Annotated in this window: 20 protein-coding genes; 10 read left to right on the forward strand and 10 right to left on the reverse strand. The window is 56.5% G+C overall.

Annotation, left to right across the window (positions count from 1 at the left end; translation table 11 throughout):
- Positions 1-120: 120 nt before the first annotated feature.
- From LCD46_06600 to LCD46_06610, 3 genes are all read right to left on the reverse strand, one after another.
- Positions 121-936: a Cof-type HAD-IIB family hydrolase gene (locus tag LCD46_06600; protein ID UOY71982.1), complete on the reverse strand. Its 816-nt coding sequence runs from the start codon at positions 934-936 to the stop codon at positions 121-123.
- Between the two features lie 193 nt (positions 937-1,129).
- Positions 1,130-3,562 carry a formate C-acetyltransferase/glycerol dehydratase family glycyl radical enzyme gene (locus tag LCD46_06605; protein ID UOY71983.1) on the reverse strand — a complete coding sequence of 811 codons (2,433 nt, stop codon included), beginning with the start codon at positions 3,560-3,562 and terminating at the stop codon, positions 1,130-1,132.
- 4 nt (positions 3,563-3,566) lie between these two features.
- Positions 3,567-4,466, reverse strand: coding sequence for a glycyl-radical enzyme activating protein (locus tag LCD46_06610; GenBank protein ID UOY71984.1), 900 nt, complete (start codon positions 4,464-4,466; stop codon positions 3,567-3,569).
- Positions 4,467-4,594: 128 nt separating this feature from the next.
- Here LCD46_06610 and fsa point away from each other — a divergent pair, with 128 nt between their 5' ends.
- Positions 4,595-5,257: a fructose-6-phosphate aldolase gene (fsa, locus tag LCD46_06615; protein ID UOY71985.1), complete on the forward strand. Its 663-nt coding sequence runs from the start codon at positions 4,595-4,597 to the stop codon at positions 5,255-5,257.
- Between the two features lie 89 nt (positions 5,258-5,346).
- Here fsa and moeB read toward each other — a convergent pair whose 3' ends face one another.
- Together moeB and moeA are read right to left on the reverse strand one after the other, a co-directional pair.
- Positions 5,347-6,099 (reverse strand): molybdopterin-synthase adenylyltransferase MoeB, encoded by a 753-nt coding sequence (moeB, locus tag LCD46_06620; GenBank protein ID UOY71986.1) that lies wholly within the window; start codon positions 6,097-6,099, stop codon positions 5,347-5,349.
- Position 6,100: 1 nt separating this feature from the next.
- Positions 6,101-7,333, reverse strand: a complete 1,233-nt coding sequence (moeA, locus tag LCD46_06625; protein ID UOY71987.1) for a molybdopterin molybdotransferase MoeA — start codon at positions 7,331-7,333, stop codon at positions 6,101-6,103.
- 188 nt (positions 7,334-7,521) lie between these two features.
- On the opposite strand from moeA, the gene iaaA reads away from it, so the two are divergent.
- The 5 genes from iaaA to gsiD are packed head-to-tail and all read left to right on the forward strand — an operon-like array spanning position 7,522 to position 13,744.
- Entirely contained in the window at positions 7,522-8,460 is a 939-nt protein-coding gene (gene iaaA, locus LCD46_06630) for a beta-aspartyl-peptidase (GenBank protein ID UOY71988.1), read from the forward strand.
- An 11-nt stretch (positions 8,461-8,471) separates the two neighbouring features.
- Positions 8,472-10,343, forward strand: a complete 1,872-nt coding sequence (gsiA, locus tag LCD46_06635; GenBank protein ID UOY71989.1) for a glutathione ABC transporter ATP-binding protein GsiA — start codon at positions 8,472-8,474, stop codon at positions 10,341-10,343.
- A gap of 23 nt (positions 10,344-10,366) precedes the next feature.
- Positions 10,367-11,905, forward strand: a complete 1,539-nt coding sequence (gene gsiB / locus LCD46_06640; GenBank protein ID UOY71990.1) for a glutathione ABC transporter substrate-binding protein GsiB — start codon at positions 10,367-10,369, stop codon at positions 11,903-11,905.
- Positions 11,906-11,910: 5 nt separating this feature from the next.
- Complete coding sequence (gene gsiC, locus LCD46_06645; GenBank protein UOY71991.1) at positions 11,911-12,831, forward strand: glutathione ABC transporter permease GsiC; 921 nt, start codon at positions 11,911-11,913, stop codon at positions 12,829-12,831.
- A 1-nt stretch (position 12,832) separates the two neighbouring features.
- Positions 12,833-13,744, forward strand: a complete 912-nt coding sequence (gene gsiD, locus LCD46_06650) for a glutathione ABC transporter permease GsiD (protein UOY71992.1) — start codon at positions 12,833-12,835, stop codon at positions 13,742-13,744.
- Between the two features lie 63 nt (positions 13,745-13,807).
- On the opposite strand, the gene rimO is transcribed toward gsiD, so the two are convergent.
- Positions 13,808-15,133, reverse strand: coding sequence for a 30S ribosomal protein S12 methylthiotransferase RimO (gene rimO / locus LCD46_06655; protein ID UOY71993.1), 1,326 nt, complete (start codon positions 15,131-15,133; stop codon positions 13,808-13,810).
- A 216-nt stretch (positions 15,134-15,349) separates the two neighbouring features.
- Between rimO and bssR the strand changes: the two genes are divergently transcribed.
- Together bssR and LCD46_06665 are read left to right on the forward strand one after the other, a co-directional pair.
- Positions 15,350-15,733 carry a biofilm formation regulator BssR gene (gene bssR, locus LCD46_06660; GenBank protein UOY71994.1) on the forward strand — a complete coding sequence of 128 codons (384 nt, stop codon included), beginning with the start codon at positions 15,350-15,352 and terminating at the stop codon, positions 15,731-15,733.
- Between the two features lie 106 nt (positions 15,734-15,839).
- Entirely contained in the window at positions 15,840-16,958 is a 1,119-nt protein-coding gene (locus tag LCD46_06665; GenBank protein UOY71995.1) for a PQQ-dependent sugar dehydrogenase, read from the forward strand.
- Here the strand turns inward: LCD46_06665 and LCD46_06670 are convergent, their stop codons facing one another.
- Positions 16,959-17,585: a glutathione S-transferase family protein gene (locus LCD46_06670; GenBank protein UOY71996.1), complete on the reverse strand. Its 627-nt coding sequence runs from the start codon at positions 17,583-17,585 to the stop codon at positions 16,959-16,961.
- A gap of 241 nt (positions 17,586-17,826) precedes the next feature.
- On the opposite strand from LCD46_06670, the gene dacC reads away from it, so the two are divergent.
- Entirely contained in the window at positions 17,827-19,032 is a 1,206-nt protein-coding gene (gene dacC / locus LCD46_06675) for a serine-type D-Ala-D-Ala carboxypeptidase (protein ID UOY71997.1), read from the forward strand.
- 39 nt (positions 19,033-19,071) lie between these two features.
- Here the strand turns inward: dacC and deoR are convergent, their stop codons facing one another.
- The 3 genes from deoR to LCD46_06690 form a co-directional block, all read right to left on the reverse strand.
- Positions 19,072-19,830 carry a DNA-binding transcriptional repressor DeoR gene (gene deoR, locus LCD46_06680; protein UOY71998.1) on the reverse strand — a complete coding sequence of 253 codons (759 nt, stop codon included), beginning with the start codon at positions 19,828-19,830 and terminating at the stop codon, positions 19,072-19,074.
- Positions 19,831-19,898: 68 nt separating this feature from the next.
- A complete protein-coding gene (ybjG, locus tag LCD46_06685; GenBank protein ID UOY71999.1) occupies positions 19,899-20,507 on the reverse strand; it encodes an undecaprenyl-diphosphate phosphatase in 609 nt (202 codons plus the stop codon).
- Positions 20,508-20,514: 7 nt separating this feature from the next.
- Positions 20,515-21,243: a phosphatase PAP2 family protein gene (locus LCD46_06690; protein ID UOY72000.1), complete on the reverse strand. Its 729-nt coding sequence runs from the start codon at positions 21,241-21,243 to the stop codon at positions 20,515-20,517.
- A gap of 168 nt (positions 21,244-21,411) precedes the next feature.
- Here LCD46_06690 and LCD46_06695 point away from each other — a divergent pair, with 168 nt between their 5' ends.
- Positions 21,412-22,644: an MFS transporter gene (locus tag LCD46_06695; GenBank protein UOY72001.1), complete on the forward strand. Its 1,233-nt coding sequence runs from the start codon at positions 21,412-21,414 to the stop codon at positions 22,642-22,644.
- Positions 22,645-22,695: the final 51 nt, after the last annotated feature.

The raw sequence follows: 22,695 nt of genomic DNA on the forward strand, positions 1-22,695 counted from the left end.
AAAATATCTACAAGTGATACTTTAAGTTAAAAATAAGTTAATGCAAGTTTAAAAACTTGACGTGTGCCACAGGATGGAAAAGAAGGGAAAAGCCGGAGCAAAGCCCCGGCAAGGAGAGGATTACGCGTCGAAAGGAGAATGGTCGTCGAGCACTGCCTGAATGACATTCAGCGCACCCTGATGATTGTTATCGTCGGTGCTGTAGCGGCTGATCTCTTTGATGCTTTCTGCCGCGTTGCCCATCGCAAAGGAATATTTCACCAGCTTCAGCATCTCGGCATCGTTGCCGCTGTCGCCAATAGCCACGCACTCCTGCGGGGAGATCTTCCAGCGCTTCAGCAGACGGCTAATGCCGTTGGCCTTGTGCAGGCCGGGGATAATCAAATCGACAAAACCAAAGCCGCTGGTGACGGGCTTCATAATGCCATCCAGCGACACATGCAGTTTGTCGATAAGATTCGGGATATCGCTGTCCGGCAGGTTCAGGGAGAACTTAAACAGCACGTCGTCGATTTCGTGGTAGTCACTGATGCGTTTTAAACGGTGATAGTGCTTTGACATTAGCGCCACGAACGCGTCCGGAGCTTTGTCGCTAACGTAAGCACTCTCCAGCCCGCAGGCCACAAAGTTCAGCCCTTTGTCTTTCAGCAGTTCGCCAATCACGATTTGCGATTCATGACGCGTCAGCTCGCCGTGGAAAATCTGCTCGCCGTGGTCGAACACCAGTGCACCGTTTTCGGCCACGAAGGATATCCGATCTTTCAGCTCCGGAAAGAAGGAGATGAGCTGGTAATACTGGTTGCCGCTGGCGACAACGAATTCAATATCACGGGCTTTAAGCTGTTCAAACTGCGCCTGGAAGCGGTCACGATCGTACTGCTTGGCATCATTAAGGAAAGTTCCGTCCATATCGGTGACGATAACTTTTACGGTCATACATTGCGCTCCTGGATCACTGCGTTTGAAACATTCTAATAACAAGGTGACGGAGAGCACAAATTTAATTTCATTCGAAAGTAAAAGCAAAACGGCAACCAGGGCTGCCGTTTTTAGTGTTTTCTCCCTCTCCCCGTGGGAGAGGGCGGGGTGAGGGCATCAGCCTGCGCATTTCCCCTTAGAGGATGCACCGTTACAGCGTATGTTCAGTACGCGCAATAATATCGTCCTGCGCATCCGGCGACAGGGCGGTGAAGAACGCCGAGTAGCCCGCCACGCGTACCACCAGGTCACGATACTGGTCAGGATGTTTCTTCGCTTCCAGCAGCGTTTCGCGCGAGACGATGTTGTACTGAATATGCCAGCCTTTATGCACCTCAAAGAAGGTGCGCAGCAGCACCATTAGCTTCTGGCGATCGCTGTCGTTTTCCAGCGTCGACGGGTTCAGCTTCTGGTTTAACAGTACACCACCGAGAATCGCTTCCGTCGGCAGTTTACCCACGGAGCCGATCACCGCAGTCGGGCCAAGGTGGTCCGTACCGGAGGCCGGGCTTGCCCCTTCCGCCAGCGGAGTGTGCGCCTTACGTCCGTCCGGGGTCGCCATCGTTGCTGCACCAAACGGCACGTTTGCGGAGATGGACGAGGTACCCGCGTAGTAGTTACCGCCAATCGGGCCGCGACCATAGCGCGGGTTGTGGTACTGCTTCAGCTCTTCGATATAGGTTTCGTAGGCGCGGGTAAGCAGCATATCCACGCTGTCATCGTCGTTGCCGTACTTCGGCGCACCGTTGATCAGGCGCTGGCGCAGCTGCTCGTGGGTCAGCCCGTCGAAATCATCTGCCAGGGCAGCGGCAAGCTGCTGCTGACCAATTGTTCCTTGCTCGAAGACCAGCTTCTTCACCGCCGCCAGGCTGTTGCCGAGGTTGGCGATCCCCACCTGCAGGCCGGAAACCCAGTCATACTTTGCGCCGCCCTGCTTGATGCTTTTCGCGCGCTCGATGCAGTCGTCCACCAGAGCCGAGCAGAGAATGTCGTGAACATTTTCTTCCAGCATCGTATCCACCACATACTCAATCTCAATAGATTTACGGGTGTAGTAGCGGATCTGGCTATCCCATGCCGCCATCACTTCGTCGAAGTTATCGAAATTACCGGCAGAGAGCGCTTTCTCCTGCGGCAGGAAGACTTTGCCGCTGGTGGCATCGCGACCGCCTTCCAGCGCGGCGAGCATCACGCGGGCAAAGTTAATGAAACTCATGCCGGTGCAGCGATAACCCCACTTGCCGCCCACCGCTGTTTCGATACAGCCGATTGCCGCATAGTCGTAAGCATCGTCTCGTTCAACGCCGAGCTTGATGAATTCCGGGATCACGATTTCATCGTTGTTGAACGCGGGCATACCGAAGCCGCAGCGGATCACCTGCACGCAGGCGTCGAGGAAGTCGTTGCTCATGCCCGCGTGGTAACGCACGCTTAGGTTCGGCTGGGTGGAGCGCAGACGACCGCAGGATTCCAGAATGGCATAGGAGAGCGGGTTCACCGCGTCCATCGGCTCACCGTTCACCAGCTTCTGGCCGCCGATAGTGACGTTCTGGTAAAGCGGGCTGCCGGCAGAGGCTTTAGAGTGCGAGCCGGAGCGGATCTTGTTCACTTCGAGCAATTTCAGCCAGCAGCTGTGGAGCAGTTCGATCGCGTGCTCGCGGTCAAGACTCTGGTTCAGCTCCACGTCGCGACGGTAGTACGGATAGAGATACTGATCCATACGCGCGAAGGAGACGGAGTGGCCGTTGGACTCGATCTGCAGGATCAGCTGAATGAAGTAGCACAGCTGCAGCGCCTGCCAGAAGGTTTTTGGCGGCTCGTGAGCAATCACGTCACAGTTTTCTGCCATCGCCAGCAGCTCGTCGCGGCGGCTTTCGCGGGTCTCGGTAGAGGCCATCTCGAGCGCCAGATCGGCGAAGCGTTTGATGTGCAGGCTTACCGCTTCCAGCACGATATCAATCGCCTTCAGGAACTGATCGCCGTGCAGGTCTTCCAGCACCGTCAGGTTGATGCGCGAGCGGCGTTCGGCCACTTTGGCGCGCAGGCCGTCGAGACCTTTCTCCAGCACCAGCGGGAAGTTAACGGCCAGGTGTGCATCACCTGACGTCATGTTGCCTTCTGCCTTAATAATGCCGGTTTCCAGCAGGCCTTTCTGCTCGTCGGTGAACATGCCGTAGCAGCGATCTTGTACTGTCTGCCCGCGCCACCATGGGCAGATTTCATGCAGCACGCGTTTGTTCTCTTCGCTTACCGCAAAGCCCGCGCCCGGGCGGTCTGCCAGATCGTCGATCTCTTTCTCAATCCACGAGACGGTGTATTCCGGGAAAATCGGCGCGGCGCGCACTTCGCTTGCCTGGTTACCGATGATCAGCTCATCGTGTTTGATCCAGATAGTACGTTCCGCCAGGTGATGTGCCAGCGCAAGAGCACGGCGCACCGGGGTCGGTTTGTCCATATGCTGCTGGTACATTTCGGTGTAATGCTGGGCGCGCTCGGTACAGACCGGCGGCTTAACGATATGTACGAGGGCATTTTTGTGCGCTTTAATGCGCTCGCTAAGGGTGTTGAGATTCAGGGGCGTCATAGGTTTATCCTCGTAAGGTCGCGGTTAACCCTTTCTGGCAGGCATACTGCTGAGCGAAGACCAGTAGCGCAGGGTTATCAAGCGGTTTGTCAGGGGCAGAATAGGGTTGGCCGAGCAGGGTGTATTTGTTCATGCCCAGCGTGTGGTATGGCAGAAAATGAATATCGTCGACGCCGAGTTCGTCGGCGGCAAAGTTGGTAATGGCGGTAATAGAAGCTTCATCGGCGTTGAAGCCCTGAATCAGCGGCACGCGAATGGTGATTTTTTTCCCGGCAGTGGCCAGGCGTTTCAGGTTGTTCAGGATCCGTTTGGCCGAGCCGTCCGTCCACTGTTTGAATACCTCGCCATCCACATGCTTCAGGTCGGCCAGAAACAGATCAACATACGGTAATGAGGGCTCGATATAGTGCCACGGCACGTGAAGGCAGGTTTCAACGGCGGTGTGGATCCCCTGTTCGTGGCTAGCTTTAAACAGAGCCTGAGCCAGCTCAGGGTTCATAAACGGCTCGCCGCCGGAAAGCGTGATCCCGCCGCCGCTGCGATCATAAAAGGGTTTGTCGCGCAGCACGGTTGCCATAATTTCTTCCACCTGCTTCTCTTCACCGCAGACGGTAAGTGCCTGCGTCGGGCAGCAGTTGGTAAGGGCGTTGATCGTGGCTTCATCAAGCTTCTCACGGTGGATGACCAGGCCATTCAGCGCACGCTCGATACAGCCCGGTGCCGCCTGCTGACATAGGTCGCAGCCGTCCAGGCAAAGGCGCGCATCAAACAGCACGTCCCGGCTGCGGGAGCGGCTTTCCGGGTTCTGGCACCAGCGACAGCCCAGCGAGCAGCCTTTCAGGAACACCACGGTCCGAATACCGGGGCCATCGTGGGTGGAGTAACGCTGAATATTGAAGATCATGTTTTCGCCTCTTTTATTGCATATGAAGATTAAATTACTTTCGAATGAAAGTTATCTTGATGCAGGTCAACTCCTGAGCAGGTTTTGCTGTGATAGGGTAAATGCAGGCTAATTTTGAGGGTGACATCATGGAACTTTATCTCGACACATCTGACGTTGCGGCAGTTAAAAAGCTGGCGCGTATCTTCCCGCTGGCGGGCGTGACCACCAACCCAAGTATTGTTGCTGCGGGTAAAACGCCGCTGGATGTTTTGCTCCCGGAACTACATGACGCACTGGGTGGGAAGGGGCGTCTGTTTGCACAAGTCATGGCAACGACCGCAGACGGGATGGTTGAGGATGCACGTAAGCTACGTGCGATTATTCACGATCTGGTCGTGAAAGTGCCAGTAACGGCGGAAGGGCTGGCGGCAATCAAAATGCTGAAAGCGGAAGGGATCCCGACGCTGGGTACGGCGGTCTACGGCGCTGCACAGGGGATGCTGTCGGCGCTGGCGGGCGCAGAGTATGTTGCCCCTTACGTTAACCGCGTGGACGCGCAGGGCGGGGACGGGATCCAGACCGTGGTTGAACTGCAGCAGCTGCTGACGCTGCATGCCCCGCAGTCAAAAGTGCTGGCCGCGAGTTTTAAAACCCCGCGTCAGGCGCTGGACTGCCTGCTGGCGGGCTGTGAGTCTATTACTCTGCCGCTGGACGTGGCGCAGCAGTTTATTACCTCTCCGGCAGTGGATGCGGCGATTGTGAAGTTTGAGCAGGACTGGCAGGGGGCGTTTGGGCGGACGTCTATCTGACAGGGGCGGCCTGATGCCCTCACCCCAACCCTCTCCCACAGGGAGAGGGAGCAAACACTAAAACGGCAACCTGAAGGTTGCCGTTTGCTTTAACCTCCGCAAACCTCACACCCCGGGTTACGCGTCAGCTTCATCTCGCGAAACTGACAGGTCATCGCGTCATACATCACGATTTTCCCTGCTGCAGACGTGCCGTAGTGCGTCAGCACTTTGATCGCTTCCATCGCCTGCAATGAGCCGATCACGCCGACTAATGGCGCCATCACGCCCGCTTCGACGCAGGTCAGCGCGTTCTCGCCAAACAGACGGCTCAGGCAGCGGTAGCAGGGTTCTCCCTCAGCGTAAGTGAAGACGCTGATTTGCCCCTCCATGCGGATCGCCGCGCCGGACACCAGCGGGGTTTTATGGACAAAACAGCCTGCATTTAGCTGATTACGGATAGCCACGTTATCGGTGCAGTCGAGTACTAAATCGTGCTGCGCAATCTGGGCGCGCAACGCGTCGTCATCCAGTATCGCGTTAATCAGGGTGAACTGAACGTTGGGGTTGATGCGAGCCAGCGCCGTGCGGGCAGAGTCCACTTTCGGCTGGCCAATTGTCGCATCGCTGTGCAGCGTCTGGCGCTGCAGGTTAGACACTGACACGGTATCAAAATCCAGCAGCGTCATCCTGCCCACGCCCGCTGCGGCAAGGTACTGCGCGGCGGCGCAGCCCAGACCGCCAAGACCGACGACCAGCACGCTGGCCGCCTTGAGCGCTTCCTGGCCCTCGAAATCAAAACCACGCAGCACAATCTGGCGGTTGTAGCGCATCATCTCCTGGTCAGTCAGTTCCCCCGTCATCTTAGCCTCCGAACAGGTGGTTAAAGCGCTCAACCTCAACCCATTCACCGGCTTCCACGTTGCCACGTTCGCGCTCCAGCACGATAAAGCAGTTGCCCTGGCTGAAGGAACTGAAGATGTGCGAACCCTGGTGTCCGGTGGTGCTCACTTCCAGTTCACCGTCCGCGTTGCGCGCCAGAATACCGCGCTGGAAATCGAGACGACCCGGTGATTTTTTCAGGCGCGTGGCGGCACGTACGCGCTGGCGCATCGGCAGCGGGCTGGCGTGGTTGCCCGAAAGTTTTGCCAGCAGCGGGATCACCAGCTGGTAGAAGGTCAACGCGGCAGAGACCGGGTTACCCGGCAGGCCGCAGAACCAGCTGTGCGTGAGCTTGCCAAACGCGAACGGTTTGCCTGGCTTGATAGCCAGCTTCCAGAAGGCGATCTCGCCCAGCTCTTCAAGAATGGTTTTGGTGTAATCCGCTTCGCCCACGGAGACGCCGCCGGAACTGATGACCACGTCGGCAGATTTATCCGCCTCGATAAACGCCGCGCGAAGTTGTTCCGGATCGTCTGGAATAATCCCGAGATTAATCACTTCACAGCCCAGCTGCTCCAGCATCAGGTGTACCGCCAGACGATTGGTGTCATAAATCTGGCCGTCCCGCAGCGGCTGGCCCGGAAGCTGCAGCTCGTCGCCGGTGGAGAATACAGCGACGCGCACCTTGCGAACGACGTCGATGTCCGCGATGCCGAGCGAGGCCAGCACCGGCAGCTCCGCCACCGTCAGCTTTTGCCCGGCGGCAAAAACGGTCGCACCGAGGGTGATGTCTTCGCCCGTGCGGCGGATATTCTGACCCGCTTTAACGCCAGCGATAAAGCGCACGCCGTCGTCCGTCTGTTCAGTCTCTTCCTGCATCACGACCGCGTCGCAGCCTGCCGGAACGGGTGCTCCAGTCATGATGCGCACGCAGGTGCCCGCGGGCCATTCACCGCTAAACGGCTGACCCGCAAAGGCTTTACCTGCCACCGGCAGGGCGTTACCCGTCTGGAGATCCACCAGGCGTACCGCGTAACCGTCCATCGCGGAGTTATCGAATCCCGGCACGTTAAGCGGAGATACGATATCGCGCGCGGCAATACGGCCAAAACAGCGCACGAGAGGCAGCGTCTCAACGTCATGCAGCGGGGAAATTCGGTCAAGCATCTGCGTGAGTGCCGTCTCAAGCGGCATCAGTCCGGCGGTAAAATCCATGGTGGGCTCCTGCACAGTAACAACGAAAGCGCTCATTATGGCAGAAAAGTGCGGCTAACTGTATGACCCGATGGGTGTACGCTTTACATCACAGTTGCGTCTTTCTATATTCAAAAATCATCTGAAGTTTCATCGACGATAATGATATTTATAGAAAAAGCCGCGAATCAGGCTAACGGGTGATGCGAATGGGTAATGCGGTAATCGCAATTCATGGCGGCGCCGGGGCAATCACCCGTGCACAGCTTAGTCCCGAACAGGAAAAGCGCTATATAGACGCGCTGTATGCCATTGTGGAAACAGGCCAGAAAATGCTGGCAGCGGGCGAAAGCGCGCTGGATGTGGTCACCGAGGCGGTTCGTCTGCTGGAAGAGTGCCCGTTATTTAACGCGGGGATCGGTTCGGTCTTTACCCGGGATGAAACGCACGAACTGGATGCCTGCGTGATGGACGGTATTACCCTGAAAGCAGGGGCCGTGGCAGGTGTCAGCCATCTACGGAACCCGGTGCTGGCTGCGCGTCTGGTCATGGAAGAGAGTCCGCATGTGCTGCTGACGGGCGCAGGCGCGGAAAAATTTGCCATTGAACATGGGATGGAATCTGTTTCTCCTGACCTGTTTTCAACGCCGGAGCGTTACCAGCAGCTTCTGGAAGCCCGTTCGGCGGGCATGACGCAGCTTGACCACACTACACCGCTCGATGAAACCACCAAAATGGGCACGGTTGGCGCGGTGGCACTCGATAAAGCCGGGAACCTCGCGGCAGCCACCTCCACGGGTGGAATGACCAACAAACTGCCGGGACGTGTCGGCGACAGTCCATTGCCCGGTGCCGGCTGCTATGCCAATAACGCGACGGCGGCCGTATCGTGTACCGGAACCGGGGAAGTGTTTATTCGCGCGCTCGCGGCCTATGACATCACCGCGCTGATGGATTACGGTGGTTTAAGTCTGGCTGAGGCCTGCGAGCGGGTAGTCATGGAAAAACTGCCTGCGCTCGGCGGCGTCGGCGGGCTCATTGCGGTGGATCGTGAGGGCAATGTGGCATTGCCGTTCAACAGCGAAGGCATGTACCGCGCATGGGGATATGCCGGTGATGAACCCAGTACCGGGATCTATCGTGAATAAGGGGGCAACACGTGCCGCACAGTGAAGAGCTGGACAACCGCGAAGTGCTGGCTGTCCATCAACTGAATATTGCGTTTCAGGAAGAGCGGCAGTTCATCCCCGCAGTACAGAATTTATCGTTCGCGCTCAGGCGCGGCGAAACGCTGGCCATTGTCGGTGAATCCGGTTCCGGAAAATCGGTCACCGCGCTGGCATTGATGCGCCTGCTGGAACAGACCGGTGGGCAAATCAGCAGCGAGAAAATACTCCTGCGCCGTCGCAACCGCCAGGTGATTGATTTAAACACGCTGAGCGGCGCCCAGATGCAGGGCGTGCGCGGGGCGGATATTGCGATGATCTTCCAGGAGCCGATGACCTCCCTGAACCCGGTCTTCCCGGTCGGGGAACAGATTGCCGAATCCATCCGGTTACATCAGGGCTTGAGCGGCGATGAAGCACTCAAAGAAGCCAGACGGATGCTTGAGCTGGTGCGCATTCCGGAGGCACAGACCATTCTGGCACGTTATCCGCATCAACTTTCTGGCGGCATGCGCCAGCGGGTGATGATTGCGATGGCGCTCTCCTGTCGCCCGGCAGTGCTGATCGCCGATGAACCGACCACGGCGCTGGACGTGACGATCCAGGCGCAGATCCTGCAGCTCATCAAGGTGCTGCAACAGGAGATGGAAATGGGGGTGATTTTCATCACCCATGATATGGGCGTGGTCGCCGATATTGCCGATCGCGTTCTGGTGATGCACAAGGGCAATGCGGTGGAAACCGGTACGGTTGAGCAAATCTTCCACGCGCCCGTTCACCCTTACACCAAAGCGCTGCTGGCGGCGGTCCCGCGTCTTGGGGCCATGAACGGCAGTGATTTACCGCGCCGCTTCCCGTTGATTTCCCCTGAAGCAACAGGGCCGGAAGTGGAGGAACGCGAGCAGGACACGGTGGTGCCAGGCAAGCCTATTCTGGAGGTGCGCGATCTGGTCACCCGTTTTCCACTGCGCAGCGGCATTCTTAATCGCGTGAAGCGCGAAGTGCATGCAGTGGAAAACGTCAGTTTTGATTTATGGCCAGGCGAAACGCTGGCGCTGGTGGGGGAGTCAGGCTGTGGGAAATCCACTACCGGGCGCGCGTTGCTCCGGCTGGTGGAATCTCAGGAAGGTAGCATTACCTTTAACGGAGAACGTATTGATACGTTGCCAGACAGTAAGCTGCAGGCGATAAGGCGGGATATCCAGTTTATATTTCAGGATCCGTACGCCTCCCTCGATCCACGCCATACGGTGGGATACTCGATTATGGAGCCGCTGCGGGTACATAACCTGCTCGATGGCGACGCGGCACAGCGTCGCGTGGCCTGGCTGCTGGAACGCGTCGGCCTGAAGCCGGAACATGCCTGGCGTTATCCGCACGAGTTTTCCGGCGGTCAGCGGCAACGTATTTGCATTGCCCGTGCGCTGGCGTTAAACCCGAAAGTGGTGATTGCCGATGAGTCCGTCTCGGCGCTGGATGTCTCTATCCGCGCGCAAATCATCAATTTATTGCTCGATTTACAGCGGGATATGGGCATCGCCTTCCTGTTTATCTCTCACGATATGGCGGTGGTAGAACGTATCAGCCATCGCGTGGCAGTTATGTTGATGGGGCAAATCGTGGAGATTGGTCCGCGAAGGGCGGTGTTTGAGAACCCACAGCATCCGTACACGCGCAAGCTTATCGCTGCTGTACCGGTTGCCGATCCGGCGCATCGTCACGGCCAGCGCGTGCTGCTGCAGGATGAAATGCCGGGCAATATTCGTAAACGCGGCGAGGTCGTAGAGCGAGTCACGCTGCGTGAAGTCGGTCCGGGCCATTTTGTGGCCCCCCCGCGTCAGGACAACGCCTTTTCGCGGCTATAACTTACAACAGGCAGGAGAACACAATGGTTAAATTTGTCGCGCGTAGATGGGTGTTAGCGGTGAGCGTGACGGCAGCCCTGGCCGCTAGCCCCGCGTTCGCTGCCAAAGATGTGGTGGTGGCCGTCGGCTCCAATTTCACCACGCTGGATCCGTATGACGCCAACGACACGCTCTCTCAGGCGGTGGCGAAATCGTTCTATCAGGGACTCTTCGGCCTGGATAAAGAGATGAAGCTCAAAAACGTGCTGGCTGAGGGGTACACCGTGTCCGACGACGGGCTGGTGTATACCATCACGCTCAGAACCGGCGTGAAATTCCAGGATGGTACAGATTTCAATGCGGAGGCGGTAAAGGTTAACCTCGACCGCGCCAGTAATCCGGAAAATAGCCTCAAGCGCTATAACCTGTATAAAAACATCGCCAGCACCGAGGTGGTCAACCCGACGACGGTAAAAATCACCCTGAAAGAGCCGTTCTCCGCGTTTATCAATATTCTGGCGCATCCGGCGACGGCAATGATTTCCCCTGCCGCGCTGAAGAAATACGGCAAGGAGATCGGCTTCCACCCTGTTGGCACCGGCCCTTACGAACTGCTGACCTGGAACCAGACCGATTTTGTGAAGGTGAAGAAATTCGCCGGATACTGGCAGCAGGGGCTGCCGAAGCTGGACACCATTACCTGGCGCCCGGTGGTGGACAACAACACCCGCGCGGCGATGCTGCAAACCGGCGAGGCGCAGTTTGCTTTCCCGATCCCGTATGAGCAGGCCGCCATTTTGCAGAAAAACAGCAAGCTGGAGCTGGTGGCCAGCCCGTCCATCATGCAGCGCTACATCAGCATGAACGTGACGCAAAAGCCGTTCGATAACCCGAAGGTGCGGGAGGCCATCAACTATGCCATTAACCGTCAGGCGCTGGTGAAAGTCGCTTTTGCCGGCTATGCCATTCCGGCGACCGGCGTGCTGCCACCGGCTATCGCGTATGCGCAAAACTATCAGCCGTGGCCGTACGATCCGGCCAAAGCGCGCGAGCTGCTGAAAGAGGCGGGTTTCCCGAACGGGTTTAGCACCACGCTGTGGTCGTCGCACAATCACAGTACCGCACAGAAGGTGCTGCAGTTCACCCAGCAGCAGCTGGCACAGGTCGGGATTAAGGTGCAGGTCACCGCGATGGATGCCGGACAGCGTGCGGCTGAAGTGGAAGGTAAAGGGCAAAAAGAGAGCGGCGTGCGGATGTTCTACACCGGCTGGACGGCCTCGACCGGTGAAGCCGACTGGGCGTTATCACCGTTGTTTGCTTCGCAGAACTGGCCGCCAACCCTGTTCAATACCGCGTTCTACAGTAACCCGCAGGTGGACAAAGATCTGGCCGATGCGCTGAAAACCACCAAACCGGAAGAGAAGGCCCGCCTCTACAAAGACGCGCAGGATATCATCTGGAAAGAGTCACCGTGGGTGCCGCTGGTGGTCGAGAAACTGGTGTCAGCCCATAACAAAGCGTTGACCGGTTTCTACATCATGCCGGACACCGGCTTTAGCTTTGACGATGCGGATATAAAATAACACTCATGCTGAATTATGTTTGTAAACGCCTGCTGGGGCTTATCCCGACGCTGCTGATTGTGGCGGTGCTGGTGTTTTTGTTTGTCCATATGCTGCCGGGCGATCCGGCGCGTCTGGTTGCGGGGCCTGAAGCGGATGCCGCCGTCATTGAGCTGGTGCGAAAACAACTTGGGCTCGATCAACCTTTGTATATGCAGTTTCTCCATTATATCTGCAACGTTTTGCAGGGGGATTTTGGTACCTCGATGGTGTCGCGTCGTCCCGTATCAGAAGAGATTGCCAGCCGCTTTATGCCGACGTTCTGGTTAACGATAGCCAGTATGAGCTGGGCGGTGCTGTTTGGGCTGGGGGCCGGAATTGTCGCGGCCGTCTGGCGCAACCGCTGGCCGGATAAGCTCGGTATGGCGCTGGCGGTGACCGGTATCTCTTTCCCGGCGTTCGCGCTGGGGATGCTGCTGATGCAGATCTTCTCCGTCGAACTGGGCTGGCTGCCGACGGTCGGCGCCGATACCTGGAAGCATTACATCCTGCCTTCCATGACGCTGGGGGCTGCCGTTGCGGCGGTGATGGCCCGCTTTACCCGCGCTTCGTTCGTTGACGTACTTAGCGAAGATTATATCCGCACCGCGCGGGCGAAGGGGGTTAGCGAGAAGTGGGTCGTTCTCAAGCACGGGTTTCGCAATGCGATGATCCCGGTGGTAACGATGATGGGGCTACAGTTTGGCTTCCTGTTGGGCGGCTCTATTGTGGTGGAAAAGGTCTTCAACTGGCCGGGGCTGGGGCGTCTGCTGGTCGATTCCGTCGAGATGCGCGACTACCCGGTGATTCAGGCGGAAGTCCTGCTTTTCTCGCTGGAGTTTATTCTTATCAACTTAGTGGTGGACGTACTCTACGCCGCCATTAACCCGGCCATCAGGTATAAGTAAGATGCGATTGTTAAACTGGCGACGTCAGGCTGTTTTAAACGCTATGCCGGGTCTCAAACCGGAACATATCCGCACGCCGTGGTCCGAATTCTGGCGGCGCTTTCGCCGTCAGCCGGTTGCCATGACGGCGGGGTTATTTGTGCTACTGCTCATCATTCTGGCGATCGTTGCCCCGTGGATAGCGCCGTTTGATGCGGAAAATTATTTTGATTACGACCGGCTGAATGACGGTCCCTCCATGATGCACTGGTTTGGGGTGGATTCGCTGGGGCGCGATATTTTTAGTCGCGTGCTGGTGGGGGCGCAGATCTCGCTCGCCGCCGGGGTGTTCGCGGTGCTGATTGGCGCGGCCATCGGTACCGTGCTGGGTCTCGTTGCCGGGTATTATGAAGGCTGGTGGGACCGCATCATCATGCGTATCTGCGATGTATTGTTTGCCTTCCCGGGTATTCTGCTGGCGATTGCGGTGGTTGCAATCATGGGCAGCGGCATGGCGAACGTGATCGTTGCGGTGGCGGTCTTTTCCATTCCGGCCTTTGCCCGTCTGGTGCGCGGCAACACGCTGGTGCTGAAACAGCAGACGTTTATCGAGTCGGCCCGCAGCATGGGGGCCAGCGACGCCACCATCCTGTTCAGCCATATTCTGCCGGGTACGGTGTCGTCCATCGTGGTCTATTTCACCATGCGTATTGGCGTGTCGATTATCTCGGCGGCCAGCCTGTCGTTTCTGGGATTAGGCGCGCAGCCTCCGACGCCGGAGTGGGGCGCAATGCTGAACGAGGCGAGGGCAGATATGGTGATTGCACCGCACGTGGCGATCTTCCCGAGCCTGGCTATTTTTCTGACCGTGCTGGCGTTTAACCTGCTGGGTGACGGGCTGCGCGACGCGCTGGATCCGAGGATTAAGGGGTAGTGCAGTGAAATGTGCCGGGCGGCGGCTACGCCTTACCCGGCATACAAAAGCGGAGTGGGGAGATTAAACCCGGCTACCCCACAGGTCATACTCGTCCGCGTTTTCAACCTTCACGCGAATAATATCACCCGGCTTAACGCTGGTTTCACCGTTGAGGTACACCGCTCCGTCGATTTCAGGGGCATCCGCCATGCTGCGGCCAATCGCGCCTTCTTCATCAACTTCGTCGATGATGACCATGATCTCGCGACCCACTTTTTCCTGCAGACGCTCGGCAGAGATCTGCTGCTGCAGCTGCATGAAGCGGTTCCAGCGCTCTTCTTTCACCTCTTCCGGCACCTGGTCCGCCAGCTCGTTGGCGGTTGCGCCTTCTACCGGGCTGTACTTGAAGCAGCCAACGCGGTCCAGACGCGCTTCTTTCAGGAAGTCGAGCAGCATCTGGAAGTCTTCTTCGGTTTCACCCGGGAAGCCGACGATAAAGGTGGAACGCAGGGTCAGTTCCGGGCAGATTTCACGCCACTGCTTGATGCGTGCCAGCTGGCGATCAACGGAGCCTGGACGTTTCATCAGCTTCAGAATACGCGGGCTGGCGTGCTGCAGCGGGATGTCCAGGTACGGCAGAATTTTGCCTTCCGCCATCAGCGGGATCACGTCGTCAACGTGCGGGTAAGGGTAGACGTAATGCAGACGCGTCCAGATACCTAGTTTAGACAGCTGCTCGCACAGGCCGACCATGCTGGTTTTCACCGGCTCGCCGTTGTGGAAACCGGAGCGGTGCTTAACGTCCACGCCGTAGGCCGAGGTATCCTGGGATATGACCAGCAGCTCCTTCACGCCCGCGTCGGCCAGACGTTTCGCTTCCGCCAGCACTTCGCCAATTGGACGGCTCACCAGATCGCCACGCATGGACGGGATAATGCAGAAGGTGCAGCGGTGGTTGCAGCCTTCAGAAATTTTCAGGTACGCGTAGTGGCGTGGGGTCAGCTTCACACCCTGCTCCGGCACCAGGCTCAGGAACGGGTTGTGCTTTGGTTTTGGCACGTAGTGATGAACATGTTCCAGCACCTGCTCGTAGCTGTGCGGGCCGGTGATCTCCAGCACTTTCGGGTGCACTTCGCGGATCTGATCCTCTTTCGCGCCCAGGCAGCCGGTTACAATCACTTTGCCGTTTTCAGTCAGGGCTTCACCGATGGCTTCCAGCGACTCCTGAACCGCGCTGTCGATAAACCCACAGGTGTTAACGATCACCATATCGGCGTTGTCGTAGCTTGGCACCACGTCATAGCCCTCGGTGCGCAGTTCGGTCAGGATACGTTCGGAATCCACCAGGTTTTTCGGGCAGCCCAGGGAGACAAAGCCGATTTTCGGCTGGTGCGTAACATTGCTCATAGGTTAAAAATTCATCAATTATGGAGTTATCAGGGCGGGATTTTACAGCGTATCGCGGGGGATTTATACACTCTTTGCAAGGTGGATGCGGTTGGCTGGTGTTGTAACATTGTAAATGATGTTAATCAGTTATGTTTTATTGATCTGAGGCATTAAATTGTACAAAAAATAACCTTACTCTGAATATGCAAAATGGCTGACAGAGGAGGAAAGAGAATGTCCGTTGACAGACTGAAACGCGATCTGCTGAACAAGCTGATCAACGCCCGAATCGACCTGGCCGCGTACCTGCAGTTGAGGAAGGCAAAAGGGTATATGTCAGTCAGCGAAAGCGAACATCTGCGTGATAATCTGTTTGAACTGTGTAATTTTATGCGTGAAAAAGCACCGACCCTGAAAGCGGAATACTGCGAAAGTGAGCTGATAGCGCTCCGTCGCGCCGCTGAGGTGCTCTCCATTGCAGGGGTGTGCCTGATGAACGGACGCCACGACTGCCCGAATTTTATCGCTGTTAACGCGGAGAAGCTTGAAAACTGCCTGACAACGCTCTCTCTTTGCATCATGTGTCTGAACGAGCACGACAAGCTCGAACAGTACTGAATCCGGGGGAGGCAACTCCCCCTTCTGATTAAGCTTTTGTAAAAGTGATAACGTGCCCGGGCGTTATGGCTAACCTTTAAGCCATATGCCGTTAAAGGAGCGCGTTATGCCTCGATCCTCGTTGATTTTCCTGCCTACGTTGTTATTTTCATTTTCTCTTCTTGCTGCACCGGTCGCGGTCAACGTCGAGGTGTTACAAAACAGACTCGATCATCCCTGGTCTCTGGCGTTTCTGCCGGATAATAAAGGGCTGCTGGTGACCCTCAGGGGAGGTCAACTCAAACACTGGCAGGCCGGGAGCGGGCTTTCCGCTCCGATTGTCGGCGTGCCGAAGGTATGGGCAAACGGTCAGGGAGGATTGCTGGACGTGGCTCTCGCCCCGGATTTTGAAAAATCGCGCCGCATCTGGCTGAGCTTCGCCGAAGCAGGGAGTGACGGCAAAGCCGGAACTGCGGTGGGCTATGGCCGATTGAGCGACGATCTGACGCGCATTGAAGCCTTCCAGGTGGTGTTCCGCCAGATGCCGAAACTCTCTACCGGGAACCATTTTGGTGGACGACTGGTGTTCGATGGTAAAGGCTATCTCTTTATTGGGCTCGGCGAGAACAACCAGCGACCGACGGCGCAGGAACTGGATAAACTGCAGGGCAAAGTGGTGCGCCTCACCGAAGACGGCAAAGTGCCTGCGGATAACCCGTTCGTGAACACCTCTGGCGCGCGGCCTGAAATCTGGTCCTATGGCATTCGTAACCCGCAGGGGATGGCGATGAATCCCTGGAGCGACACGCTGTGGCTTAACGAGCATGGTCCGCGCGGCGGAGATGAAATCAATATCCCGGAGAGAGGAAAAAACTACGGCTGGCCACTGGCAACGCACGGCATTAATTACAGCGGGTTGAAAATTCCGGAAGCCAAAGGTGAGCACGTTGAGGGAACCGAAAAACCGCTGTTTGTCTGGAAAGTTTCGCCCGCCGTGAGCGGTATGGCGTTCTACAACAGCGACGTCTTTCCACAGTGGAAAAACAAACTGTTTATCGGCGCACTGAAGGAAAAGGACGTTATTGTGCTGAGCGTGAGTGGCAATAAAGTGACTGAAGACGGGCGGATTTTGGGCGACCGGGAGCAGCGTATCCGTGATGTGAGGGTGGGACCGGATGGGTATCTGTATGTCCTGACCGATGAGACGGACGGGCAACTGCTGAGAGTCAGCCCGTCCGGAACGTAATCAGGTTACCGGGATCATCACAACGTTACGGTATGCCGGACGATCGCTAAGCTGCTTTAACCAGCGCTCGAGGTGAGGGCGCGGCGTCCACTTCAGACCCATGTTGGTCAGGTTCCAGACGAACGGCGCGACGGCGATATCGCCTGTACCAAATGCGTCACCGGAGAACCATTTGTGCTTCGCCAGTTCGTCATCCATCATGGCAAACAGGTTTTCACAGGCATCCTGTGCGGCATGGATGGCGGGATAATCACGTTCGGCTTCTGGTGTTCTGATCAGTCCCATCAGGATCACGCGATGGGTTGGCGAAAGCGTCTGATTCGCCCAGTCCATCCACTTTTCACCCTGAGCACGACGAGCCGGATTTTCTACCCACAGGCGACCCTGGCCGTACTGAGCCGCAAGGTAACGCACAATCGTGTTGGACTCCCAAAGCGTTGCGTCTGTTTCATCATCGCGCAGCAGCGGCACCAGGCCGTTCGGGTTCATGGCCAGATAGTCGGCCTCTTTGTTCACACCAAACGATAACCCAGCCATGATTTGATTGAACGGTAAATCAAGCTCCTCCAGTGTCCAGAGCACTTTCTTAACGTTGGTCGAATTGTTCCTGCCCCACAGCGTAATCATATTTACTCCCGATGAGATGTGAATCCGAGTCAGCTTTTTGCCATGGTGAGATAAACCTAACAATTACGCAACAGAAGACAAAAAAATCGCCTTAATCAAAGCGTATCTGAATGTTATTGCATAAACTTTAATAACTTTACCCTCGTTGGGTTTCTTTAACGGTTTTAGTGCGCTATTACTCATCGCTTCTTGCGACACGGTGATGTGACGTAATTTTTGAATGGACACTCGGGTGGCATTTATGACGCGAAAAATGACTTCTCTGCGCAGCCTTGCGACAGGCTCTGCGCTCCTTTTCCTGTTTGCACCAACTCTTTACGCAGCTGAGCAGGCTGCGCCCGAAGCGCCGCCGGTGGACGCGCGCGCCTGGATCCTGATGGACTACTCCAGCGGTAAAGTGCTGGCGGAAGGCAATGCGGATGAGAAACTCGATCCAGCCAGTCTGACTAAAATAATGACCAGCTATGTGGTCGGCCAGGCGTTAAAAGCAGGCAAGATCAAGCTTGATGATATGGTTACCATCGGGAAGGACGCCTGGGCGACCGGCAACCCGGCGCTGAGGGGCTCATCAGTGATGTTCCTCAAACCAGGCGATCAGGTTTCCGTTTCTGATTTGAATAAAGGGGTGATTATCCAGTCCGGTAACGACGCCTGTATCGCGCTGGCGGATTATGTCGCCGGCAGTCAGGATTCATTTATCGGCCTGATGAATGGCTATGCGCAAAAGCTGGGCCTGACCAACACCACCTTTAAAACCGTTCACGGTCTTGATGCGCCGGGCCAGTTCAGCACCGCCCGTGATATGGCGCTGTTGGGTAAAGCGCTGATCCACGACGTGCCGGATGAATACGCTATCCACAAAGAGAAAGAGTTTACCTTCAATAAAATTCGTCAGCCGAACCGCAACCGCCTTCTGTGGAGCAGCAACGTCAACGTGGACGGGATGAAAACCGGTACCACGGCCGGGGCGGGATACAACCTGGTGGCTTCTGCAACGCAGGGCGACATGCGCCTGATTTCGGTGGTACTGGGGACCAAAACCGACCGTATCCGTTTTAACGAATCAGAAAAATTACTGACCTGGGGATTCCGCTTCTTTGAAACCGTGACGCCGATTAAACCGGATGCCACGTTCGTCAGCCAGCGCGTCTGGTTTGGTGACAAGAACGAAGTGAATCTGGGGGCCGGTGAGGCTGGTTCGGTGACCATTCCGCGCGGTCAGCTTAAAAACCTGAAAGCCAGTTATACCCTGACCGAACCGCAGCTCACCGCGCCGCTGAAAAAAGGCCAGGTGGTGGGGACGATTGATTTCCAGCTTAACGGCAAGTCGATTGAACAGCGTCCGCTGATTGTGATGGAGGCGGTCGAAGAGGGCGGCTTCTTCAGCCGGATGTGGGATTTTGTATTAATGAAATTCCATAGCTGGTTTGGCAGCTGGTTTAGCTAAGTTTTTTGCCGGGTGGCGCTGCGCTTACCCGGCACAACCTCAATACATCAACTTCACCTGCTGCGCCTTCGCATGGGCGACTATCTCATCATCCGGACGGCAATCGCTGACGATGGCATCAAACTGCGCCAGCTCCCCCATTCTTGCCGAACGCACCTTGCCAAACTTGCTGTGATCGACCACCAGCACATGATACTGCGCGGCGCTTAATGCCCAGTGTTTCACCGGCAGCTCTTCCAGGTTAAAACAGGTCGCCCCCTGACGGGTACTGACGCCCGCTGCGGAGTAAAACGCGATATCCGGGCACAAATTGCTGAGCGTATCCTGAAGATTGAGCGGCTTAAAAATGGCGTTACTGGCGTGGAACTCACCACCGCAGAGGATCACCCGACACTCGGGTTTCTCCTGAAGCGCCAGAAAGGTGTTCAGCGAATAACACACAGCAGTGAAAGGAATACTGCTGTCGATGGCTTCGATTATCCACGGTGTCGTCGTGCCGCAGTCAAAAAACAGCGTCTGATGCGGCTGTACCAGCGAAGCCGCCAGCCGTGCGGCTTTACGTTTTTCTTCAACCAGGCGCGTTTTTTGATCGCTAATCAGGTAGTGGCTGGCACTGCGTGGCTCCAGCACAATATACCCACCCAGCAGCACGACGGGCGCGCTATCGCTGTTCAGGTCACGACGAATAGTCATCTCGGAGACGCCAAGCAGCGTGGCAGCCTCTTTCAGATGCAGCTTATCGCTGCGCTTCAGCGCCTGTAGCAGCTGAGCTATGCGGTCATCGCGTCGTGTTTCCATAGAACCTCGTCGTGGAAAAAGTGAACCCCCGCAGGGCGGGGGTTCAAGTGTAACCTGTTGAGCCAGGGTTAGTCACGCACCCAGCCTTTGCGGATCGGGATCGCAAAGAGGATACGATAGAGGTGGGAGATCCCGCGGTAGAGCGCCTGACCAAAGAGGCTCCACAGGATAGCTGCACTCACGCAACCCATCAGCCCCACCAGGAAACCGCCGACCATATCCAGCGGCCAGTGCACGCCCAGGTAAACACGCGACCAGGCGATAGCTGCCGCCACCACCATCAGCAGTGCACCAGACCACAGGCGATGCCAGAACAAGAATGCCAGTGCAAAGGTGAAAATCACCGTGCCGTGGTCGCTCGGGAAGGAGTCATCAGGTGCATGATGCAGGAAGGTATAGCCAGCGTGGGCAACAAAAGGACGATCGTGCGGGAACAGATGCCCCAGTGCAAAACTCATCAGTACGCTTACCGCAAGGGCCATCGCGACTTTGATAACCAGCTGACGCTGCGCGATGACCTGATTGCGCGGGCCCCATAACCAGAGGATCACGGCCAGCACAGGAACGATACTGATCAGATCTTTGGCAAAAAAGGTGGCGATATCAATCATCCACTCCGGCGATGCCGGGGTAGCGTTAATCAGATAAAACAGCCCGTAGTTCAATTGTTCTAACATAATGTCGTTACTCTTTAGCAAATCGGGTGGAAATAAGGCCATAGACCACCACCTGGGAAAACCAAACCCACCACCCAGCCCACAGGTTGTGAGATAAGAAATGTGCGCCGCGCATCACCTGGCCATAACCCATCACCAGGCCTAACACCACGCCAAGTAAGACAAAGGACCATGCCAGACGTGGACGCTCGCGCCAGAAGGCAAAAAACAGGCCCATGACCATAAAACCGCTGGACGCGTGACCACCGGGGAAACAACGCCCGGGACCGCTGTCTGCAGGGACGGAACTGAACAGGGGATAAGAAATAGCCTTACCGCCATATTCCACCAGATCCCACGGGCAGCTGTGATGGCTTACGCTTTTCAGTACGCCAACCACCAGCGCGCCAAGTCCCATCAACAACGCAGCCGTAACCAGTCTTGCATTACGCTTGTAAGCGCCGTAAAACAGCGCCACGGCACCTAAGGCGATGGCGATATACTTCGCCATGCGGTGGTTCAGCAGATCCAGCAGATGGTCTTTCTGCAGCGGGAAACTCTGTGTCGCCGCGTCGTACCAAAAGCCGGTCACCCATTTGTCGAGCGTTTCATCGCGGGATAACCACGTAAACAGCACGGCAAGGGCTATCAGGACCAGAAGCTGGTAACCATAAAAGCGGGCCGGTAAGCGGTAAAGTTGTTTTGTCTTATTTGTCTGTAAGTTAGATAATTCTGAACGGCTGGAAGTGAGTGCCATAATCTGGGGTCGTTGACGAATAATGGGGCTATCATAAATCTGTCAACTTAAGGAAACCTTAAACGAAGACGATATGTGCCTTATTTCTGTTTATCCTCGATAAATCACTATCTCGGGCTGGGGCATTTCATTACACTCGTCGCGATTTTGTCATTAAAAAGAGATTGCATGTTAAACCGTTCTTCTTCTGGAGCGCGTCTGGGTCGTCAGGCGTTGCTTTTTCCTCTGTGTCTGGTGCTCTACGAATTCTCTACCTATATCGGCAACGATATGATCCAGCCCGGTATGCTGGCCGTTGTGGAACAGTACAACGCGGGAATTGAGTGGGTGCCGACCTCCATGACCGCCTATCTGGCCGGCGGCATGTTTTTACAGTGGCTGTTAGGCCCGCTGTCGGATCGTATTGGCCGCCGTCCGGTGATGCTGACCGGCGTGGTGTGGTTTATCGTCACCTGTCTTGCCACGCTGCTGGCGCAAAATATTGAACAATTTACCCTGCTGCGCTTCCTGCAGGGGGTGAGCCTGTGCTTTATCGGTGCCGTGGGGTATGCCGCCATTCAGGAGTCGTTTGAAGAGGCGGTGTGTATCAAGATCACCGCTCTGATGGCGAATGTGGCGCTGATCGCCCCGTTGCTCGGCCCGCTGGTGGGTGCCGCGTGGGTGCACGTTGCGCCATGGGAAGGGATGTTTGTGCTCTTTGCTGTTTTCGCCGCCATCGCGTTCTTTGGTCTGCACCGTGCGATGCCGGAAACGGCCACCCGCATCGGCGAGAAACTTTCGCTCAAAGAGCTGGGCCGGGATTACAAAGAAGTGCTCAGGAATGGCCGCTTTGTTGCGGGGGCACTGGCGACTGGGTTCGTTAGCCTGCCGCTGCTGGCGTGGATTGCGCAGTCTCCGGTCATTATCATCAGCGGTGAAAAGCTCAGCAGCTACGAGTATGGCCTGCTGCAGGTGCCGATTTTCGGCGCGTTGATTATCGGCAACCTGGTGCTGGCACGTCTGACGTCACGCCGCACCGTGCGTTCGCTGATTATTATGGGCGGCTGGCCGATTGCGGTGGGGCTGATTGTCGCGGCGGTCGCGACCGTGGTGTCATCACATGCGTATCTGTGGATGACCGCAGGGTTAAGCATTTATGCGTTCGGGATTGGTGTGGCGAATGCCGGGCTGGTACGCCTGACGCTGTTTGCCAGCGAGATGAGTAAAGGTACGGTGTCCGCGGCAATGGGAATGTTGCAGATGCTAATTTTTACCATCGGTATCGAAGTAAGCAAGCATGCTTACGCGATGGGCGGCAACGGACTGTTCAGCCTGTTTAACCTCGCCAACGGCGTGCTATGGGTTGGACTGATGGTGGTGTTCCTGAAAGACAAACGCGTCGGAAACGCCCTGCAACCGTAATCTGTTTATTCCCTCTCCCGTATGGGAGAGGGGTAGAGAGGACACCAGACC

It is taken from the genome of Enterobacter ludwigii, assembly GCA_023023105.1.
Classification (GTDB): domain Bacteria; phylum Pseudomonadota; class Gammaproteobacteria; order Enterobacterales; family Enterobacteriaceae; genus Enterobacter; species Enterobacter adelaidei.

Bases quoted from the DNA above. Each gene is read 5' to 3' on its own strand.
- LCD46_06600 (UOY71982.1), bottom strand. From the start codon at position 936: ATGACCGTAAAAGTTATCGTCACCGATATGGACGGAACTTTCCTTAAT.
- LCD46_06605 (UOY71983.1), bottom strand. From the start codon at position 3,562: ATGACGCCCCTGAATCTCAACACCCTTAGCGAGCGCATTAAAGCGCAC.
- LCD46_06610 (UOY71984.1), bottom strand. From the start codon at position 4,466: ATGATCTTCAATATTCAGCGTTACTCCACCCACGATGGCCCCGGTATT.
- fsa (UOY71985.1), top strand. From the start codon at position 4,595: ATGGAACTTTATCTCGACACATCTGACGTTGCGGCAGTTAAAAAGCTG.
- moeB (UOY71986.1), bottom strand. From the start codon at position 6,099: ATGACGGGGGAACTGACTGACCAGGAGATGATGCGCTACAACCGCCAG.
- moeA (UOY71987.1), bottom strand. From the start codon at position 7,333: ATGGATTTTACCGCCGGACTGATGCCGCTTGAGACGGCACTCACGCAG.
- iaaA (UOY71988.1), top strand. From the start codon at position 7,522: ATGGGTAATGCGGTAATCGCAATTCATGGCGGCGCCGGGGCAATCACC.
- gsiB (UOY71990.1), top strand. From the start codon at position 10,367: ATGGTTAAATTTGTCGCGCGTAGATGGGTGTTAGCGGTGAGCGTGACG.
- gsiC (UOY71991.1), top strand. From the start codon at position 11,911: ATGCTGAATTATGTTTGTAAACGCCTGCTGGGGCTTATCCCGACGCTG.
- gsiD (UOY71992.1), top strand. From the start codon at position 12,833: ATGCGATTGTTAAACTGGCGACGTCAGGCTGTTTTAAACGCTATGCCG.
- rimO (UOY71993.1), bottom strand. From the start codon at position 15,133: ATGAGCAATGTTACGCACCAGCCGAAAATCGGCTTTGTCTCCCTGGGC.
- bssR (UOY71994.1), top strand. From the start codon at position 15,350: ATGTCCGTTGACAGACTGAAACGCGATCTGCTGAACAAGCTGATCAAC.
- LCD46_06665 (UOY71995.1), top strand. From the start codon at position 15,840: ATGCCTCGATCCTCGTTGATTTTCCTGCCTACGTTGTTATTTTCATTT.
- LCD46_06670 (UOY71996.1), bottom strand. From the start codon at position 17,585: ATGATTACGCTGTGGGGCAGGAACAATTCGACCAACGTTAAGAAAGTG.
- dacC (UOY71997.1), top strand. From the start codon at position 17,827: ATGACGCGAAAAATGACTTCTCTGCGCAGCCTTGCGACAGGCTCTGCG.
- deoR (UOY71998.1), bottom strand. From the start codon at position 19,830: ATGGAAACACGACGCGATGACCGCATAGCTCAGCTGCTACAGGCGCTG.
- ybjG (UOY71999.1), bottom strand. From the start codon at position 20,507: ATGTTAGAACAATTGAACTACGGGCTGTTTTATCTGATTAACGCTACC.
- LCD46_06690 (UOY72000.1), bottom strand. From the start codon at position 21,243: ATGGCACTCACTTCCAGCCGTTCAGAATTATCTAACTTACAGACAAAT.
- LCD46_06695 (UOY72001.1), top strand. From the start codon at position 21,412: ATGTTAAACCGTTCTTCTTCTGGAGCGCGTCTGGGTCGTCAGGCGTTG.